12 protein-coding genes and 1 tRNA gene are annotated in these 16155 nt (G+C 62.6%); 5 read left to right on the top strand and 8 right to left on the bottom strand.

Annotated elements, in window-relative coordinates:
- Positions 1-144 precede the first annotated feature (144 nt).
- Positions 145-1950 (bottom strand): DNA helicase RecQ, encoded by a 1806-nt coding sequence (recQ, locus tag V7714_RS10980; protein ID WP_335709759.1) that lies wholly within the window; start codon positions 1948-1950, stop codon positions 145-147.
- 128 nt (positions 1951-2078) lie between these two features.
- Here recQ and V7714_RS10975 point away from each other — a divergent pair, with 128 nt between their 5' ends.
- On the top strand, positions 2079-2399 hold the full coding sequence (locus V7714_RS10975) for a hypothetical protein (protein WP_335709758.1): 321 nt from the start codon (positions 2079-2081) through the stop codon (positions 2397-2399).
- Between the two features lie 217 nt (positions 2400-2616).
- On the opposite strand, the gene V7714_RS10970 is transcribed toward V7714_RS10975, so the two are convergent.
- The 7 genes from V7714_RS10970 to gspL all read right to left on the bottom strand — a co-directional run bounded on the left by V7714_RS10970 (position 2617) and on the right by gspL (position 11976).
- The gene (locus V7714_RS10970) at positions 2617-3273 is read right to left on the bottom strand and encodes a hypothetical protein (protein WP_335709757.1); all 657 of its coding nucleotides are present in this window, start codon (positions 3271-3273) and stop codon (positions 2617-2619) included.
- 136 nt (positions 3274-3409) lie between these two features.
- Positions 3410-3934 (bottom strand): retropepsin-like aspartic protease family protein, encoded by a 525-nt coding sequence (locus V7714_RS10965; protein ID WP_335709756.1) that lies wholly within the window; start codon positions 3932-3934, stop codon positions 3410-3412.
- Between the two features lie 18 nt (positions 3935-3952).
- Entirely contained in the window at positions 3953-7909 is a 3957-nt protein-coding gene (gene purL / locus V7714_RS10960) for a phosphoribosylformylglycinamidine synthase (protein ID WP_335709755.1), read from the bottom strand.
- A gap of 158 nt (positions 7910-8067) precedes the next feature.
- Entirely contained in the window at positions 8068-9471 is a 1404-nt protein-coding gene (gltX, locus tag V7714_RS10955; RefSeq protein ID WP_335709754.1) for a glutamate--tRNA ligase, read from the bottom strand.
- A 137-nt stretch (positions 9472-9608) separates the two neighbouring features.
- Positions 9609-10349, bottom strand: coding sequence for a type II secretion system protein N (locus tag V7714_RS10950; protein ID WP_335709753.1), 741 nt, complete (start codon positions 10347-10349; stop codon positions 9609-9611).
- The gene (gene gspM, locus V7714_RS10945) at positions 10346-10813 is read right to left on the bottom strand and encodes a type II secretion system protein GspM (RefSeq protein ID WP_335709752.1); all 468 of its coding nucleotides are present in this window, start codon (positions 10811-10813) and stop codon (positions 10346-10348) included. Before gspM ends, V7714_RS10950 begins: the two co-directional genes overlap by 4 nt.
- Positions 10810-11976 (bottom strand): type II secretion system protein GspL, encoded by a 1167-nt coding sequence (gene gspL, locus V7714_RS10940; RefSeq protein ID WP_335709751.1) that lies wholly within the window; start codon positions 11974-11976, stop codon positions 10810-10812. The genes gspM and gspL overlap by 4 nt, the downstream gene beginning before the upstream one ends.
- 284 nt (positions 11977-12260) lie before the next feature.
- Here gspL and V7714_RS10935 point away from each other — a divergent pair.
- From V7714_RS10935 to clpX, 4 genes are all read left to right on the top strand, one after another.
- Positions 12261-12345 (top strand) — tRNA-Leu (locus tag V7714_RS10935).
- A gap of 74 nt (positions 12346-12419) precedes the next feature.
- Positions 12420-13721 (top strand): trigger factor, encoded by a 1302-nt coding sequence (gene tig / locus V7714_RS10930; RefSeq protein WP_335709750.1) that lies wholly within the window; start codon positions 12420-12422, stop codon positions 13719-13721.
- A gap of 121 nt (positions 13722-13842) precedes the next feature.
- Positions 13843-14490: an ATP-dependent Clp endopeptidase proteolytic subunit ClpP gene (gene clpP / locus V7714_RS10925; protein ID WP_284197780.1), complete on the top strand. Its 648-nt coding sequence runs from the start codon at positions 13843-13845 to the stop codon at positions 14488-14490.
- An 83-nt stretch (positions 14491-14573) separates the two neighbouring features.
- Positions 14574-15851 carry an ATP-dependent Clp protease ATP-binding subunit ClpX gene (clpX, locus tag V7714_RS10920; protein WP_335709749.1) on the top strand — a complete coding sequence of 426 codons (1278 nt, stop codon included), beginning with the start codon at positions 14574-14576 and terminating at the stop codon, positions 15849-15851.
- Positions 15852-16155: the final 304 nt, after the last annotated feature.

The raw sequence follows: 16155 nt of genomic DNA, 5'->3' as shown, positions 1-16155 counted from the left end.
GACAGTTGGCAGTGCGCGCGATCTGCTCGCCGGAAAAATCAGCCCAAACGGTCTACACAGCTGGCTTTGGGCATGCTGGCCGTGCGTACAGGGTTGCCTCGCTGAGGTGGGGGCCGCAGCATAAACGCGACAGGCGCTACCGGTTCATTCGGAATGCAGTGCCTCAAGAAAGGCGAGACCGTAACGCTCCAGCTTTTGTGCACCTACACCGGAGATGTGGGCCATGTCGGCCAGGGTGCCGGGCTTGGCATCCAGCATGGCTTTGAGGGTGGCGTCGGTAAAGATCAGGTAGGCCGGTACGCTTTGCTCGTCGGCCAGTTCGCGCCGTTTCTGCCGCAACCTCTGCCACAGGGCTTCATCCTGCGGGGCTATGTCCTGGCTGGCCGCACTGCGTTTCTTGTCGCGCTCGGTCTTGTCTCGCTTCTTGTCGGGCAGGCCGCGCAACCGCAATGCCTGCTCGCCACGCAGCAAGGGGCGGGCGGTGTCGGTCAGTTGCAGGCCGCCGAATTCGGGTTCGGTCTGCAGGTAGCCGGCTGCCAGCAACTGCCGCAGTACCGAGCGCCAGCCAGCCTCGGGCATGTCGGTGCCTATGCCAAAGGTGGTGACGCGGTCATGGAAGTGCTGCTTGACCTTGTCGGTAGCCTTGCCCAGCAGCACGTCGATCACATGGCCTGCGCCGAAGCGCTGACCGGTACGAAACACACAGCTGAGCGCCTTGCGGGCAGCTTCGGTGGCATCCCAGGTGGTGGGTGGGTTCAGGCAGTTGTCGCAGTTGCCGCAATCGGCAGATTGCTCGCCAAAGTAGGCCAGTATGACCTGGCGCCTGCAGGCAACGGTCTCGGCCAGGCCCAGCATGGCATTGAGCTTTTGCCGCTCAACCTGCTTTTGCGCTTCGGGCGCCTGGCCACTTTCTATCATTTCCTTCAGCTGCATCACATCGTTCAAGCCATAGGCCAGCCAGGCACTGGAGGGCAGGCCGTCGCGGCCGGCTCGGCCGGTTTCCTGGTAGTAGCCTTCCAGGCTCTTGGGCAGGTCGATATGGGCTACGAAGCGCACATCGGGCTTGTCTATGCCCATGCCAAAGGCAATGGTGGCCACCATGACGATGCCTTCTTCACGCAGGAAGCGCGTCTGGTTGCGGGCGCGCAACTCGGCGTTCATGCCGGCATGGTAGGGTAGGGCGGTGATGCCGTTGTCGCAGAGGAACTGGGCCGTCTCCTCCACCCGCTTGCGCGAAAGGCAGTAGACGATGCCGGCATCGCCATCGTGCTCGCGTTCGATAAAGGCCAGCAGCTGCTTGCGGGCATTGTCCTTCTCGACGATGCGATAGCGGATATTCGGGCGGTCGAAACTGGAAACGAACTGGGCGGCATCTTCCAGTGCCAACCTTTGTACGATCTCACGCCGGGTAGCGGCATCGGCCGTGGCTGTCAGGGCGATGCGCGGTACAGCCGGATAGCGCTCGTGCAGCAGCGAGAGGCCGATGTACTCCGGCCGGAAATCGTGGCCCCACTGGCTTACGCAGTGCGCCTCGTCAATGGCGAACAGGGCTGCCGGCGTATGCTCCAGCAGGGCCAGGAAACGGGGAGTCAGCAAGCGCTCTGGCGCCACATAGAGCAGCTTGAGCTCGCCGCGCAGATAGCGTTGCTCCACCTCGCGGGCGGCGTTGTTGTCCAGGGTGGAGTTCAGAAAGGCGGCTTCCACCCCCAACTGGTGCAGGCCTTCGACCTGATCCTGCATCAGTGCGATCAGGGGGGAGACCACCACGGCGCAACCGGGGCGCATCAGCGCGGGAATCTGATAGCACAGTGACTTGCCGCCGCCGGTAGGCATCAGTACCAGCGCATCGCCGCCCTGGGCGACATGCTCGACGATCTCGGCCTGGCGGCCACGGAAACGGTCGTAGCCGAAGATGGTTTGCAGCAGGGAAAGGGCAGAAGAGTCGGACACGGCACTGACAGATGGGGGCAAGCGTCGATTATACCGGTTGCCCGGCTACTGGCTCTTACATTCCCTGTTGTTGTCCCGGCTGGATTCTGGTGACATTGCAGGGCAATTCAATCGGAGGGGAGGGCGGCATGTCGATACGTCAGCGTGGTGGAGCGAAGTTGGCCGGTAGTGGTTTGGCTTTTGCGGGTGTCTTTTATGCCGTTCTGCAGTACAAATCCTTGGGCAGCAGCCATGCCGGCCCCATTGCCTTGATCGCCATGGGTGCCCCCGGCGCTTTTGCGCTGGTAGGTTTGTTCGAGCTGGTGAGTGGCCTGCCGTTTACCAAGGCTGCCGAGGCTTGGGACAGCCTGGAGGGATGGCAGCGGGGCGTGCTGGGGCTGATGGTGGTAGTGCTGGCTTTTGCCTTGCTGATCGGTGGCATGGTGCTGTATGCCACGCTGACTGGCTGAGCCACCCAAACCGCGATGTTGCTTGCAGGTACTCGCGCCTTTGAGGCGCCATCCACGTACCGTGCAATGTGGGCTGTTGCCCTGGCGGCGAGGTTAGGGGTGCTCAGTCAAAAGAGAGCCCGCCGTAGCAGGCCGCGCTGACGATTTGCGCCAGGGTGTGCCTGGGGTCTGCCCTATCCATCACCACCTATCGACGACTTGCATTCAGGACAAGCTATCAACGGCTGGCCAGCTGTTTGCTCGGCCGGTAGTCGCTATAGGTCTGTATCAGGTTCTGCTTCAGCTCCTTCACCCCACCTATATTGCCTTGCAGTATGGTCTGGGCGCGGGTGGGTAGCAGGGCGCCGCTGGCGTGGCGGCTGAAATCCACCTGTATGCTGAATTTCTCTATCTTGGCTACCAGCTTGGCCCGGAACGGCTCGGGGTTGTAGAGCAGGATGCTGGCTATTTCACCGGTCGGGGCCAGGGTCAACGTGCCTGCCAGTTGCTCGGGGTCGACCTCGGTGAGGCTGTCATTGGGTTTGACATCGAAGCGATAGCGCAGTGGCTTGGGACCTGCATCCAGCGGTGTCAACGAGGCGGCGTCAACCAGATCGCGAAAGCGTAGGGTGCGGCTGTTCTTTTTGCGACGCTCCTGATAGCTGGCCTGTTGCTCGGCCGTGGCGGGCTTGCCGTCTATCAGCTCCAGCTGCCATTCCTTGCCGATATTGTCCGGGTCATGCCGTATCAGACGATTGCTGTCTCCCGACTCCTGCACGCGGTAATGCCACTGATAGCTGTCGTGTTTTTTCAGTTCGGCCAGCGCATCCTGCGCGGGATTGGCGGCGGCGTTGGCGGCAAACAGCAGGCTGAGCAGGGCGAGTATGGATTTCATGGTGTCCTGGGCTAGGTTGGCGTAACGATCAGAGCAGGATGCGTGATGCGGGTTCCTCAGGATATATAAAAAACAGCCCGTGATGACGGGCTGTTGGGGGGTAATGCGAGCGGTTCGGTTTTTTTGCGACAGTGGCTTATTCGGACGGGCTCTGCGTCTGTGCTGGTACGCTGATCTGCATGCGATCACCCTGCATGGTGACCGCCAGGTGCTTGAGTGCGCTCATGCCCAGCAGTACCTCGTTCGGGTCGCCAAAGTTGGGGCTCATATTGGCGGGGATGTCGCGCAGGATGATGTCTCCCAAGCGCAGTTCGGCGATGCGGGTGAGGTAGCCCTCCACCTCGCCATTGGCGGTGGAAATGGTAATGGCACGCCCAGGCTGCAGGCCCAGCTTCTGGGCCAGGCGCATGTCCATGGCCACGCCGGTGGCGCCGGTATCCAGCATCAGTTTGACGACCTGGCCGTTGATCTGGCCTTCCAGTCGATAGTGGCCGTCGCGGGCGCGCTGCAGTTCCAGCACGCTGCCCGACAGGTTGCTGATGCGGTTAGGCACTTCTTGCTGCTCAAGCAGGCTGCGCATGCCAAGAAACAGCATGGCCAGGATAAGCAGCCAGAGCCCGATATTGGGCCCCCAGTGCTGCCACCACTGCCGGCTTAGCATGCGCGCGCCATCCGCCTATCAGCCCAGCCACTTGCGGGCGTTGCGGAACATGCGCATCCAGCCGCTATCCTCGCCCCAGCTTTCCGGATGCCAGCTGAGTGTTGCTGTGCGGAAGGTACGCTCGGGGTGCGGCATCATGATGCTGAAACGGCCGTCGCCGGTGGTGACGCCAGCAATGCCGTCAGGCGAGCCATTGGGGTTTTGCGGATAGGTTTCGGTAGCCTGGCCACGATCATCGACGTAGCGCAGCGCGGTGATAACCTGCTTGCGCTGGCCGGCTTCGGCGAAAACTGCCCGGCCTTCGCCATGCGAGACCACGACCGGCATGCGTGCACCCTGCATGCCCTCAAAGAACAGGCTGGGGCTCTTGGCGACTTCTGCCATGACCAGCCGTGCCTCGAACTGCTCGGAGGCATTGCGGCGGAACTTGGGCCAATCCTGCGCACCGGGGATGATCTCAGCCAGGTTGGACATCATCTGGCAGCCATTGCAGACGCCCAGGGCGAAGGTGTCGCTACGGCCAAAGAAGCGGCTGAACTCCTCGCGGCCCAGGCTGTTGAACAGGATGGACTTGGCCCAGCCTTCGCCCGCGCCCAGCACATCGCCATAGCTAAAGCCACCACAGGCGGCAAAACCCTGGAAATCCTGGAGCGAGAGCCGGCCGCTGAGGATGTCGGACATATGCACGTCCAGCGCGGTAAAGCCGGCACGGTCGAATGCGGCGGCCATTTCGAGATGGCCGTTGACGCCTTGCTCGCGCAGGATGGCGATACGTGGCTTGATGCCCTTGGCAATATAGGGGGCGGCCACATCCTCGCTGGGATCGAAATTCAGGTCGGCGTAGAGGCCACGGGCATGCTTGTCGTCCAGGCGGGCATACTCGCTGTCTGCGCAGGCCGGGTTGTCGCGCAGGCGCTGCAACTGCCAGCTGGTCTGCGACCAGGCCTTGTGCAGATCGGTACGGCTTTCGCTGAACACCAGGCGATTGCGCTTCTTGATCTTGAGTTTGTCGTCGTCGTTGGGCGAGCCGATCACATGCAACTGGCTACGGATGCCCACGGCAAAGAAGGCCGCCATGACGGCGTGGGTGTCGCTGCGGCGTACCTGCAGCACAGCGCCCAGTTCCTCGTTGAACAGCACGCCCATCAGGCGGCCGTTTTCGGCGCGAGCGACCGATTCGGGGTTGATCTCGCCGTACTCGCGCTCATTGCGGCGGCGCTCTATGCACAACTCGTCCACATCCAGCGTCACACCGACATGGCCGGCAAACATCATCTCGGCCACGGTGGCCAGCAGGCCGCCATCGCCACGGTCATGGTAGGCCAGCAGCTTGCCCTGGGCATTGAGTTGCTGGACTACGCCAAAGAAGGCGGCCAGTGCTTGTGGGTCTTCCAAGTCTGGTGCGTGGTTGCCTACCTGTTTGTAGACCTGGGCCAGGGCCGAGCCGGACAGGCGGCACTTGCCGTTGCCGAGGTCGATCAGGATCAGGTCGGTATCGCCCTGATCAGTCTTCAGCTGCGGGGTCAGCGTGCGGCGTACGTCGCTGACCGGGGCAAAGGCGGAGACAATCAGCGACAGGGGCGCAACCACGGCCTTGTTCTCGCCCTTGTCCTGCCATACGGTCTTCATGGACAGGCTGTCCTTGCCCACCGGTATGCTGACACCCAGGGCGATGCTGAGATCGCGTACGGCTTCGACGGTGTCATACAGGCGGGCATCCTCGCCGGGGTGGCCGGCGGCGGCCATCCAGTTGGCCGACAGTTTGACGTCGCCCAGCTTGGCCACGGGTGCGGCAGCCAGATTGGTGATGGCTTCACCCAGCGCCATGCGGCCTGATGCAGGGGCAGAGATCAGCGCCAGCGGGGTACGCTCGCCCATGGACATGGCTTCGCCCAGGCAGGTCTCGTAACCCATGGTGGTCACGGCCACATCGGCCACCGGCACTTGCCAGGGGCCGACCATCTGGTCACGGGCGGTCATGCCGCCAACAGAGCGGTCGCCTATGGTGATCAGGAAGCTCTTGTCGGCGACGGCAGGCAGGCGCAACACGCGGTAGGTGGCATCGTGCAGATCCAGGCCGCTGGAATCGAACATGGGCAGGTCGGGGTTGAGCCGCTGTACATCGCGCGTCATCTTGGGCGGCTTGCCCAGCAGCACGTCCATCGGCATGTCGACCGGCTTGTTGCCGAAGTGGCTGTCGGCCAGCTCCAGCTGCTTTTCCAGAGTGGCGGTTCCCACCACGGCGAAGGGGCAGCGCTCGCGGTCGGCCATGGCCTTGAAGGCGGGCAGGTCGGCTGCTGCAATGGCCAGGACGTAACGCTCCTGCGATTCGTTGCACCAGATCTGCAGCGGGGACATGCCCTTTTCTTCGATATGGATATCGCGCAGCTTGAACTGGGCGCCGCGATCCGAGCCATGTACCAGCTCGGGCAGGGCATTGGACAGGCCACCTGCGCCCACATCGTGAATGCTGAGGATGGGGTTCTTGTCGCCGAGTTGCCAGCAGCGATCAATGACTTCCTGGGCGCGGCGCTCGATTTCGGGGTTGCCACGCTGGACCGAGTCGAAGTCGAGGTCGGCTGCGTTGGCACCAGTATCCATGGAGGAGGCGGCGCCACCACCCAGGCCGATGAGCATGCCAGGGCCGCCCAGTACGATGATGAGGGCACCGGCCGGGATATCGTGCTTGCCGACATGGTCGCCGTCGATATTGCCCAGGCCGCCAGCGATCATGATGGGCTTGTGGTAGCCGCGCATCTCGCCCAGGTGGCTTTCTTCATAGGTACGGAAGTAACCGGTGAGGTTGGGGCGGCCGAATTCATTATTGAAGGCCGCACCGCCTATGGGGCCGTCCAGCATGATCTGCAGGGCAGAGACGATGCGGGCGGGCTTGCCGTATTCGAGCTGGGTGTTGGAGTGTACTTCCCAGGGTTGCTTGAAGCCGGGGATATTGAGGTTGGACACAGTGAAGCCGGTCAACCCTGCCTTGGGGCGCGAGCCACGGCCGGTGGCACCTTCGTCGCGTATCTCGCCGCCGGCACCGGTGGAGGCGCCTGCGAAGGGGGAGATGGCGGTGGGGTGGTTGTGCGTTTCCACCTTCATCAGGATATGGGTGGGGCGGGCGTTGTAGCGGTATTCCTGGCTGCCCGGCTGGGGGTAGAAACGCAGGATGCCAGCGCCTTCGATCACCGAGGAGTTGTCGGAGTAAGCGACCACGGTGCCCTCCGGGTGGGCTTTGTGGGTGTCGCGTATCATGCCGAACAGGGATTTGGCCTGGGCCTCGCCATCGATGACGAAGTCGGCATTGAATATCTTGTGGCGGCAGTGCTCCGAGTTTGCCTGGGCGAACATCATCAGTTCGATGTCGTTGGGATTGCGGCCCAGTTTCTGGAAGTTTTCTACCAGGTAGTCGATCTCATCGGCCGACAGCGCCAGGCCCATGTCGCGGTTGGCGGCTTCCAGCGCCGGCCGGCCACCACCGAGGATGTCCACGCTGGCCAGCGGCTGCGGCTCGACATGGCGGAACAGGCCGGCTATGCCGTCGAAGTCCGGCCAGACGGTTTCGGTCATGCGGTCATGCGCCAGTTCGGTGAGCTTGGCCAGCTCGGCGGGGCTAAGGTCGCGACCGGCGTACAGGGCCATGCCACGTTCTATGCGTATGACTTTGTCCAGGCCGCAGAGGCCGATGATGTCGGTGGCCTTGGACGACCACGGCGATATGGTGCCCAGCCGCGGTGTGATCAGGACCATGCTGCCCTTGGCGCGACTGGCGTCGGCGGCATTGTCATCAGACAGGATGCGGTCCAGTTTATGCGCCTCGTCGGCGTCCAGGTCTGCGCTCAGCTCGGCGAAATGCCAGAACTCGGCATAGGGCGCCAGACCGGTGATGCCGGCGTCCTTCAGGCCATTGATCAGTTTTTCGAGACGGAAAGCGGAGAGGGCGATACCGCCGCGAAGCTTGAGGAGGGTGGGCATAAGGAGCGAACCGGTCCGTTTGATCGGGGATGAGGCGGCGAATTTTACCGGAAAAGTGGCGCGGCTTGGAGCCGTTGGGCAGAAGAAGATGCGGATTTAAAAGCAAAAACGGACGATTGCTCGTCCGTTTTTGCTGATGCTGCCAGGGTAATGCAGGCTCAGGCGGCTGTCTGGAGTGTGTGGCTCAGGCGCTTGAGCACCTCATCCTTGCCCAGCAGGGCCAGTACCAGATCCACCGATGGGGTCTGGGTGGTGCCGCACAGGGCGGCACGTAGCGGCATGCCTACCAGGGGCATCTTTACCCCTTCGGCGGCCACAAAGGTCTTGATGGCGGCCGAGAGGGTGGGGGCATCCCAGGTGGTATCGGCCAGCACGCCCTGAAAGCGTACCAGTCGGGCGCGGGCTTCCTCATTCAGATGCTGTGCGGCCAGTTCGGCTGGCGCGGCATCGTGGCGATAGAAATAGGTGGCTTGTGCTGCCAGATCCACCAGGTTGGTGACGCGCTCCTTCAGCAGGCCTATCACCTCGGCCAGTGCGGGTCCCTGGGTGCTGTCGTAGCCCAGCTTGGTCAGGAAGGGGGCGGTCAGCTCCGCCAGTCGCTGGTTGTCGGCGGCCTTCATGTGTTGCTGGTTGATCCACAGCATCTTGTCGCGGTCGAAACGCGAAGGGCTGGGGCTGACGTTCTTCAGGTCGAACCACTCGACGAACTGGGTCATGGTGAAGAACTCTTCGTCACCATGGCCCCAGCCCAGTCTGGCCAGGTAGTTAAGCAGGGCTTCGGGCAGGATGCCCTGCTCGCTGTAATCGACCACGCTGACAGCGTCGCGTCGCTTGCTCATCTTCTGCCCGTTGGCATTCAGTATCATGGGCAGATGGCCATACACCGGCAGCGGGGCGCCGAGCGCCGCCAGGATGTTGATCTGGCGCGGGGTATTGTTGACATGGTCGTCGCCGCGGATGACGTGGGTGATGCCCATGTCCCAATCATCGACTACCACGCAGAAGTTATAAGTGGGGGTGCCGTCAGGCCGGGCGATGATCAGGTCATCCAGCTCCACGTTGCCGATCTCGATGCGGCCCTTGACGGCATCGTCCCAGGCCACCACGCCATCTACGGGATTGCGAAAACGCACCACCGGTTGCACGCCTTCCGGTACGGGCGGCAGGGTCTTGCCGCGTTCTGGGCGCCAGGTGCGATCGTAGCGGGGCTTCTCGCCGCGTGCTTCGGCCTCGGCGCGCATCTGATCCAGCTCTTCCTTGGAGGAATAGCAATAGTAGGCAGTGCCAGCGGCCAGCATGTCCTGTATCACCACCTTGTAGCGATCCATGCGCTGCATCTGGTAGAACGGGCCTTCGTCATAGTCCAGACCCACCCAGTGCATGCCGTCCATGATGGCCTTGACGGATTCGGGGGTGGACCGTTCCAGGTCGGTATCCTCTATGCGCAGTACGAACACGCCTTGTTGCTTGCGGGCGTAGGCCCAGGAGAACAGGGCGGTGCGGACGCCACCGATGTGCAGGAGGCCGGTGGGCGAGGGGGCGAAGCGGGTGCGGACGGTCATGATGGGCCGAGTGTGCGAGAAAAGCGCGCATTTTACCCGGTGGCGAGAGGGGTGGCGAATCGGCTATGGCAGCCGAGGGTGCCGCCGGGCTGGCCAGGGTGTTGCGCGCCCCGGCTGGGGCGCGCAAACGGGTGGTGCTAGCGGTAGTTGAAGCGCAGCATGCGCTCGCCGCCGGGATTGCCCTGGCCTACCTGATTGAGGAAGGGGCTGAGTACGGCCTCGGAGCCCGGGCTGGCTTGCAGGCCAACTTCGGCCGCCAGGCCTTGGCTGGCCTCCCAGTGACCACCACCGTTCAGTTGCAGGCGGCCACCCAGGGTGGACAGCTGGATACGCAGGCCCTCGCCGGCTGGGCTCAGGGTCAGACGATAGTCGCCCAGGGGAGAGACCATGGGGGCTAGGCTGGAGTTGGCACCCAGCCAGTCCAGCGTCAGGGTGCCGGTGGGCTTGCCCGCCTGGTAGCGCAGCTCGGGGCTGGCCAGGCGTAGTTGGCCGCTCAGGCCATAGGGCTTTACGCCCTTGTCGAGCTGGAACACCGGTGCGGCGGCCACGGCCAGATTGGCTTCCTGCACGGCCAGACCGCCCCAGCCCATGGAGACAATGCCTTGGCCGCCGTCCAGTGTGATCTGGTAGGCGAGCCTGCCCTTGAGCAGTGCCTTGGGTTGCCAGGCCCAGTCCAGTCGCTCGCCCAGGGCTGCGCCCTGCAGCAGGGGCTGGGCCGAACCATGCCAGAGGCTGCCTTGGGCGCCAGCCAGTTGCAGCTTGTCCTTGGTCTGAGCCGCAATGATGCTGCCCATGACGGTGGCGGGCAGCCGCAAAATCAGGAAGGCCGTGGTCAGCAGGGTCAGCAGCAGCCACCAGTGCCAGGAGAGACGTTTCATCGCGTCCACTCCACATCGGCATCGACATTGCCACCTTCGACACTGCGCACCGACAGCTTGCTGAGCGACCAGCCCTGGGCCTGGCTGCTGGCCAGCAGGGCGGTGACGGCGCTCCAGGCCACCGCCTTGGCGCTGAGGCTGCTGCGTTGGTTGTCGGCGCGGCTGATGCTGACGTTGTCGCCGCTCAGGCCCGCTGTGGCTGCCAGTGCACCGATGTCGGCGGCGACGGTGGGGCCGGCTGGGCCGCCTGTGGCCTGGGCCAGGTCGCGCTCGAAGCGGGCGGCATCGGCGCGCAATGTGGGCAAGGTGCGTTGCAGGCGGCTGTGCTCGCTAAGCAGGGGAGAGACGATGGCGCTATAGATCAGGACCAGGAGCAGAACGCTACCGCCCGCCGCCAGAATGACTCTTTCGCGGGCATTGCGCTGTTTCCAGAATAGGGTGAGCTGGGCGAGGGCGTTGTTCATGATTGGGGTGTCAGTATGAGCCGGGTGCGATCAGTGCCGGAGGGGCGTACCTCTACCTTGCCGTTGGCGCTGAGTGCCTGTACGAGGTTGCCAAGTTGATCCGGGGCGGCCTGGTATTCCGCTTCGACCCGGCCTTCCAGGTAATCCAGCGTGACCAGCGGTACGCCGGAGGCCTGTAGCTGGGGCGCTACCTTGAGCAGCGGTGCCAGACTGCCTGCTTGCGGGGCGAGTGCTGGGGTGGCGTTGCTGGCCAGCTTGGCTTGCAGCTGCAGGCGGGCATCCACCAGCGGCTCTTTGGGGTAGGCCTTGGTATAGGCCGTATCTATGCCCTGTCGCAGGCGTTGTTCTTCGCTACGCCAGGACAGCCACTGGCCGGTGGTCACCAGGAGTGCCAGCAGCACGGCGCTGCCTGCCAGCCAGGCGGTGGGCCTGAGGCGGCTCCAATCCACGTCGAACTGGGTGCCAGCGGCGAATTCGCCTTGCAGCAGCTCTACCGCATCACCCGCTACGGCATTGCTGTAAACATCCCCATGGGCCAGTTGAACAGGGCGACCGAGCGCGGCGGTCCAGCGATCTACCGCAATCTCGGCCTGTGCGGTCTTGGGGGCGGCCAGCTCAAGCTGAGGGGCATCGCCCAGCAGGGCGACCAGGAGCGAAGGCGGGTCTGCCGGGCTGACGGCGTCAAACCACTGCGATGTCTCGCCGGTACGGCGGGCCCAGCCATTGCCGCACCAGAGCAATACGCTGCCATCGGCAGGCACCAGGGCGTCGGCAGCCCAGGCGGCGCGAGGGCGGCGACCGACCTGGGTCAGGGTGTTCATCAGCTCGGCCAGTAGTTCCCGCTGGACTGCGGCTACACGGCATTGCTCGCCTACCAGCTGGTGAGCCAGGTGTTGCTCGGTGGGTTCGGCCAGCAGTACTTGATCCAAGGCAAACGGCAGCAATTTGCCCGCCTGTTTGCCTGCGCCCTTGGGCAGGCTGACCGTGGTACGCAGCACGCGGGCGGGAGGCAGGAACAACTCCACCCGGCTGGCCGCCGGCAGGGCACTGAGCGCCGAACGGCCGTGGCCGGATTGCGGGCCGTTGAGGGTGCGCCATTCCACTTCGGTGGCGGGCGAGGCGGGTAAAGCGGCTTCGGTGAGGAAGAGTCGTAGCGTGGTCACGACGGCGGGCCGTAGGGAGTGTTGTATAAAGTGTGCGCGAGTATGACACAGCGTTTCGAATTGTTGGCGCCGCCCGTATGCACCGTGGCGGCGTACAGACAGCTTGCAGGGCGCGCTGCAGGGCCGTCGAAGGCGGTGATGGAGGGGGTTGAGGAGGGCGTCCGGACGACCGCTTGATGACCGGGTTTGTTATTTACCCAATCTCTCGCCTATAATCCTCGATTCGTTACGCGCCGCGTGTCGTGTCCAGTGCATGGTCCGACCTAAAGACGCAGCGCCGGGAAGCGAGAGTGGCGGAATTGGTAGACGCACTGGATTTAGGTTCCAGCGCCGTAAGGTGTGGGGGTTCGAGTCCCCCCTCTCGCACCAGGATACGCTGACGCCGACGCTTGGTCGGTATTGATTGAAACAGAACTGTCTACACGCAATACAGGATTACTGACATGCAAGCACAACTGGAAACGCTGGGCCAACTGGAGCGTCGTCTCGACTTCGCCATCCCGTCCGCCGACATCGAAACCGCCGTGGATGCCCGCCTGAAGCGCGTGGCTCGCACCGCTCGTATTCAAGGCTTCCGTCCTGGCAAGGCCCCGATGAAGATCGTGGCCGCCAACTACGGCCTGCAAGTTCGCGAAGAAGTCTTGGGCGAACAGGTACAAACCGCTTTCGCCAGCGCTGTGCAAGACCAGAAGCTGCGCGTCGCGGGTTTCCCCCGTTTTGAAGGCAAGCCTGCTGAAGGCGATGCATTCAAGTTCAGCGCTACCTTCGAAATCTACCCCGAAGTGGTTGTGGGCGACCTGACCGCCGTGGAAGTGGAGCGTCCGGTACTGAGCGTGACCGACGCCGAAGTCGACAAGACCATTGAAATCCTGCGCAAGCAGCGCACCCGTTTTGACCGCGTCGAGCGCGCTGCCGAGAAGGGCGATCGCGTGATCGTCGACTTCAAGGGCACCATCGACGGCGTGGCATTTGCTGGCGGTTCCAGTGAGAACTACGCCTTCCTGGCCGGCGAAGGCCAGATGCTGCCTGAGTTCGACAGCGCCGTGGTCGGCATGAAGGAAGGCGACACCAAGACCTTCGACCTGGCCTTCCCGGCTGATTATCAAGGCAAGGACGTGGCCGGCAAGACCGCCCAGTTCGAAGTGACCGTCAAGAACGTGGCTGGCCCGACCATGCCCGAGCTGGACGCCGCTTTTGCCAAGACCCTGGGTGTGGAAGATGGCAGCATCGATGCCCTGCGTGCTGAAATCCGCAAGAACGTCGAGCGCGAAGTGAAGCGTCGTCTGACCGCTCGCGGCAAGGAAGCTGTGATGCAGGCCCTGCTGGACGTCAGCCCGCTGGAGCTGCCACGTGCACTGGTTGGCCAGGAAATCGGCCGCCTGATCGAGAACGCCCGTCAGGAGATGCAGCAACGTGGCTTCGATCCCAAGGAAATGCCTTTCCCGCCTGAGCTGTTCGAAGAGCAGGCCAAGCGTCGTGTCAGCCTGGGCCTGATCCTGGCTGAAGTGGTGCGCGCCAACAATCTGCAAGCCAAGCCTGAGCAGATTCAGACCATCGTGGCTGAATTCGCCGAGAGCTACGAGCATCCGGAAGAAGTGGTCAAGTGGTACTATGCCAGCAGTGATCGCCTCGAAGGCCCGGAGGCGCTGGCGCTGGAAGACAACGTGGTTGAGTTCGTCTACTCCAAGGCCAAGACGGTTGAGAAGCAACTGGCGTTTGACGAACTGATGGGTCAACAAGCCTAAGTTTGCGTTCTACGCTTGAAATCGGGCTCGTCCGCCTTACCTTTATAGGTAAGTGCCGGCCGGGCCCTTTTTTATCCGGCTTATCCGGCCCCCTATACGACTTGCCGACAAGAAGGACAGCATGAGCAACTTCAATCCCGCCGATTGGCGCAACACCCACACCGAACCGCAGGGCTTGGGCTATGTTCCCATGGTCATCGAGCAAAGCGGCCGTGGCGAGCGTGCCTACGATATCTATTCGCGCCTCTTGAAGGAACGCGTGATCTTCCTGGTGGGGCCGGTCAACGATGCGACCGCCAACCTGGTTGTGGCGCAGATGCTGTTCCTGGAGTCGGAGAATCCGGACAAGGATATCTTCCTCTACATCAACAGCCCCGGCGGTTCGATCTCTGCTGGCATGTCCATCTACGACACCATGCAGTTCATCAAGCCCGATGTCTCCACCCTGTGCGTGGGTATGGCTGCCAGCATGGGCGCCTTCCTGTTGCAGGCAGGTGCCAAGGGTAAGCGTTTTGCCCTGCCCAACTCCACAGTGATGATTCACCAGCCCTTGGGTGGCTTCCAGGGCCAGGCGACCGACATCGAGATCCATGCTAAGTACATCCTGAGCCTGCGTGAGAAACTGAATGCCCTGATGGCCCAGCACACTGGCCGCAGCATTGAAGAAATTACCCGTGACAGCGACCGTGACAACTTCATGACCGCGACGGAAGCCCAGGCCTATGGCCTGGTCGACCAGGTGATCTCCTCGCGCCAGGCGCTGGCCTGAACCCGACAGTCGGGAGCCCGCTCCCGGCTGCCTTATAGATAGAACGTGGCCGCCTGGCGGCCACTTGCGATGGCGAGGTTGCCATGACCGAAAAAGAAAAACTCCTTTACTGCTCCTTCTGCGGCAAGAGCCAGCACGAAGTGCGCAAACTGATCGCTGGTCCACAGGTTTTCATCTGTGACGAATGTATCGAGTTGTGCAACGACATCATCCGCGAAGAACTGCAGAGCGGCACGGCCGTGGCCGGTGCGGCCAAGACTGGTGTGGCCGGCAAGCTGCCAGCACCGGCCGAAATCCGTGCCTCGCTGGACCAGTATGTGATCGGGCAGGACAAGGCCAAGAAATCGCTGGCAGTAGCGGTGTACAACCACTACAAGCGCCTGGCTAATCCGGCTGCCAAGACCGGCGACGTCGAGCTGGCCAAGTCCAATATCCTGCTGATCGGGCCTACCGGCTCGGGCAAGACCTTGCTGGCACAGACCCTGGCGCGCCTGCTGGATGTCCCCTTTGTGATGGCAGATGCGACCACGCTGACCGAGGCTGGCTATGTGGGCGAGGATGTGGAAAACATCATCGCCAAGCTGCTGCAGAAGTGTGATTGGGATATCGAGAAGGCCCAGCGCGGCATTATCTATATCGATGAAATCGACAAGATTTCGCGCAAGTCCGACAACCCGTCCATTACCCGCGATGTCTCGGGTGAGGGCGTGCAGCAGGCCTTGCTGAAGCTGATCGAAGGGACGGTGGCGTCGATACCACCGTCGGGTGGTCGCAAGCACCCCAATCAGGAGTTCCTGCAGGTTGATACCACCAACATCCTGTTCATCTGCGGTGGCGCTTTTGATGGCCTGACCAATGTGATACGCCAGCGTTCGCAGAAGGGCGGTATCGGTTTTGCCGCCTCGGTGCACTCCAAGGACGCCAGCAAGGATGTAGGCAAGACCCTGCGTGAGACTGAGCCGGAAGACTTGATCAAGTTTGGCCTGATTCCCGAGTTTGTGGGTCGTCTGCCTGTGGTGGCGACCCTGGACGAGCTGGATGAGGCTGCCTTGATCACCATTCTGACCGAGCCCAAGAACTCGCTGATCAAGCAGTACCAGAAGCTGTTCGAGCTGGAAGGTGCCGAGCTGGAAGTGCGCCCGGAAGCGCTGAATGCCATTGCCCGCAAGGCGCTGGCGCGCAAGACCGGTGCGCGGGGCCTGCGTTCCATCCTGGAAGGTGCGCTGCTCGACACCATGTATGAACTGCCGTCGCAACACGATGTGCAGAAGGTCGTGATAGACGAGAACGTGATTGATCACGCCGGGCAGCCCTTGCTGGTGCATGGCGACAAGGATAAGTCACAGGCGCAGGCTGCCTGAGTGCAAGCTGCCGCGCGATGTACAGCGGTGGTCGCTGGTTGAATGCAGCGCGGTAAGAAGTGCCACACGACACCCTGTCATGAGGATTTCCTGCCGCAGCTTCAGCCCTATCATGCAGATGTTGCAGCATGGTGTGCAGGCGCTAAGTCGTTCAAAGCAAAAGAAACCGCCCTTCGGGGCGGTTTCTTTTTGTGGCGGGTGGTTGCCGAGCCGGGCTTTTATCAGTCAAGATGGACTTGCACCACGTTGAAATCTGCGTTCTGCGCCCCATCTTCCAGACATAGACTCTCGCACTGGATACCCC

The organism is Chitinimonas sp. JJ19 (assembly GCF_036961565.1).
Taxonomy (GTDB): Bacteria; Pseudomonadota; Gammaproteobacteria; order Burkholderiales; family Chitinimonadaceae; genus Chitinimonas.
Note: the sequence above shows the minus strand (reverse complement) of the source record. Positions and strands in the feature narration are given on the sequence as shown.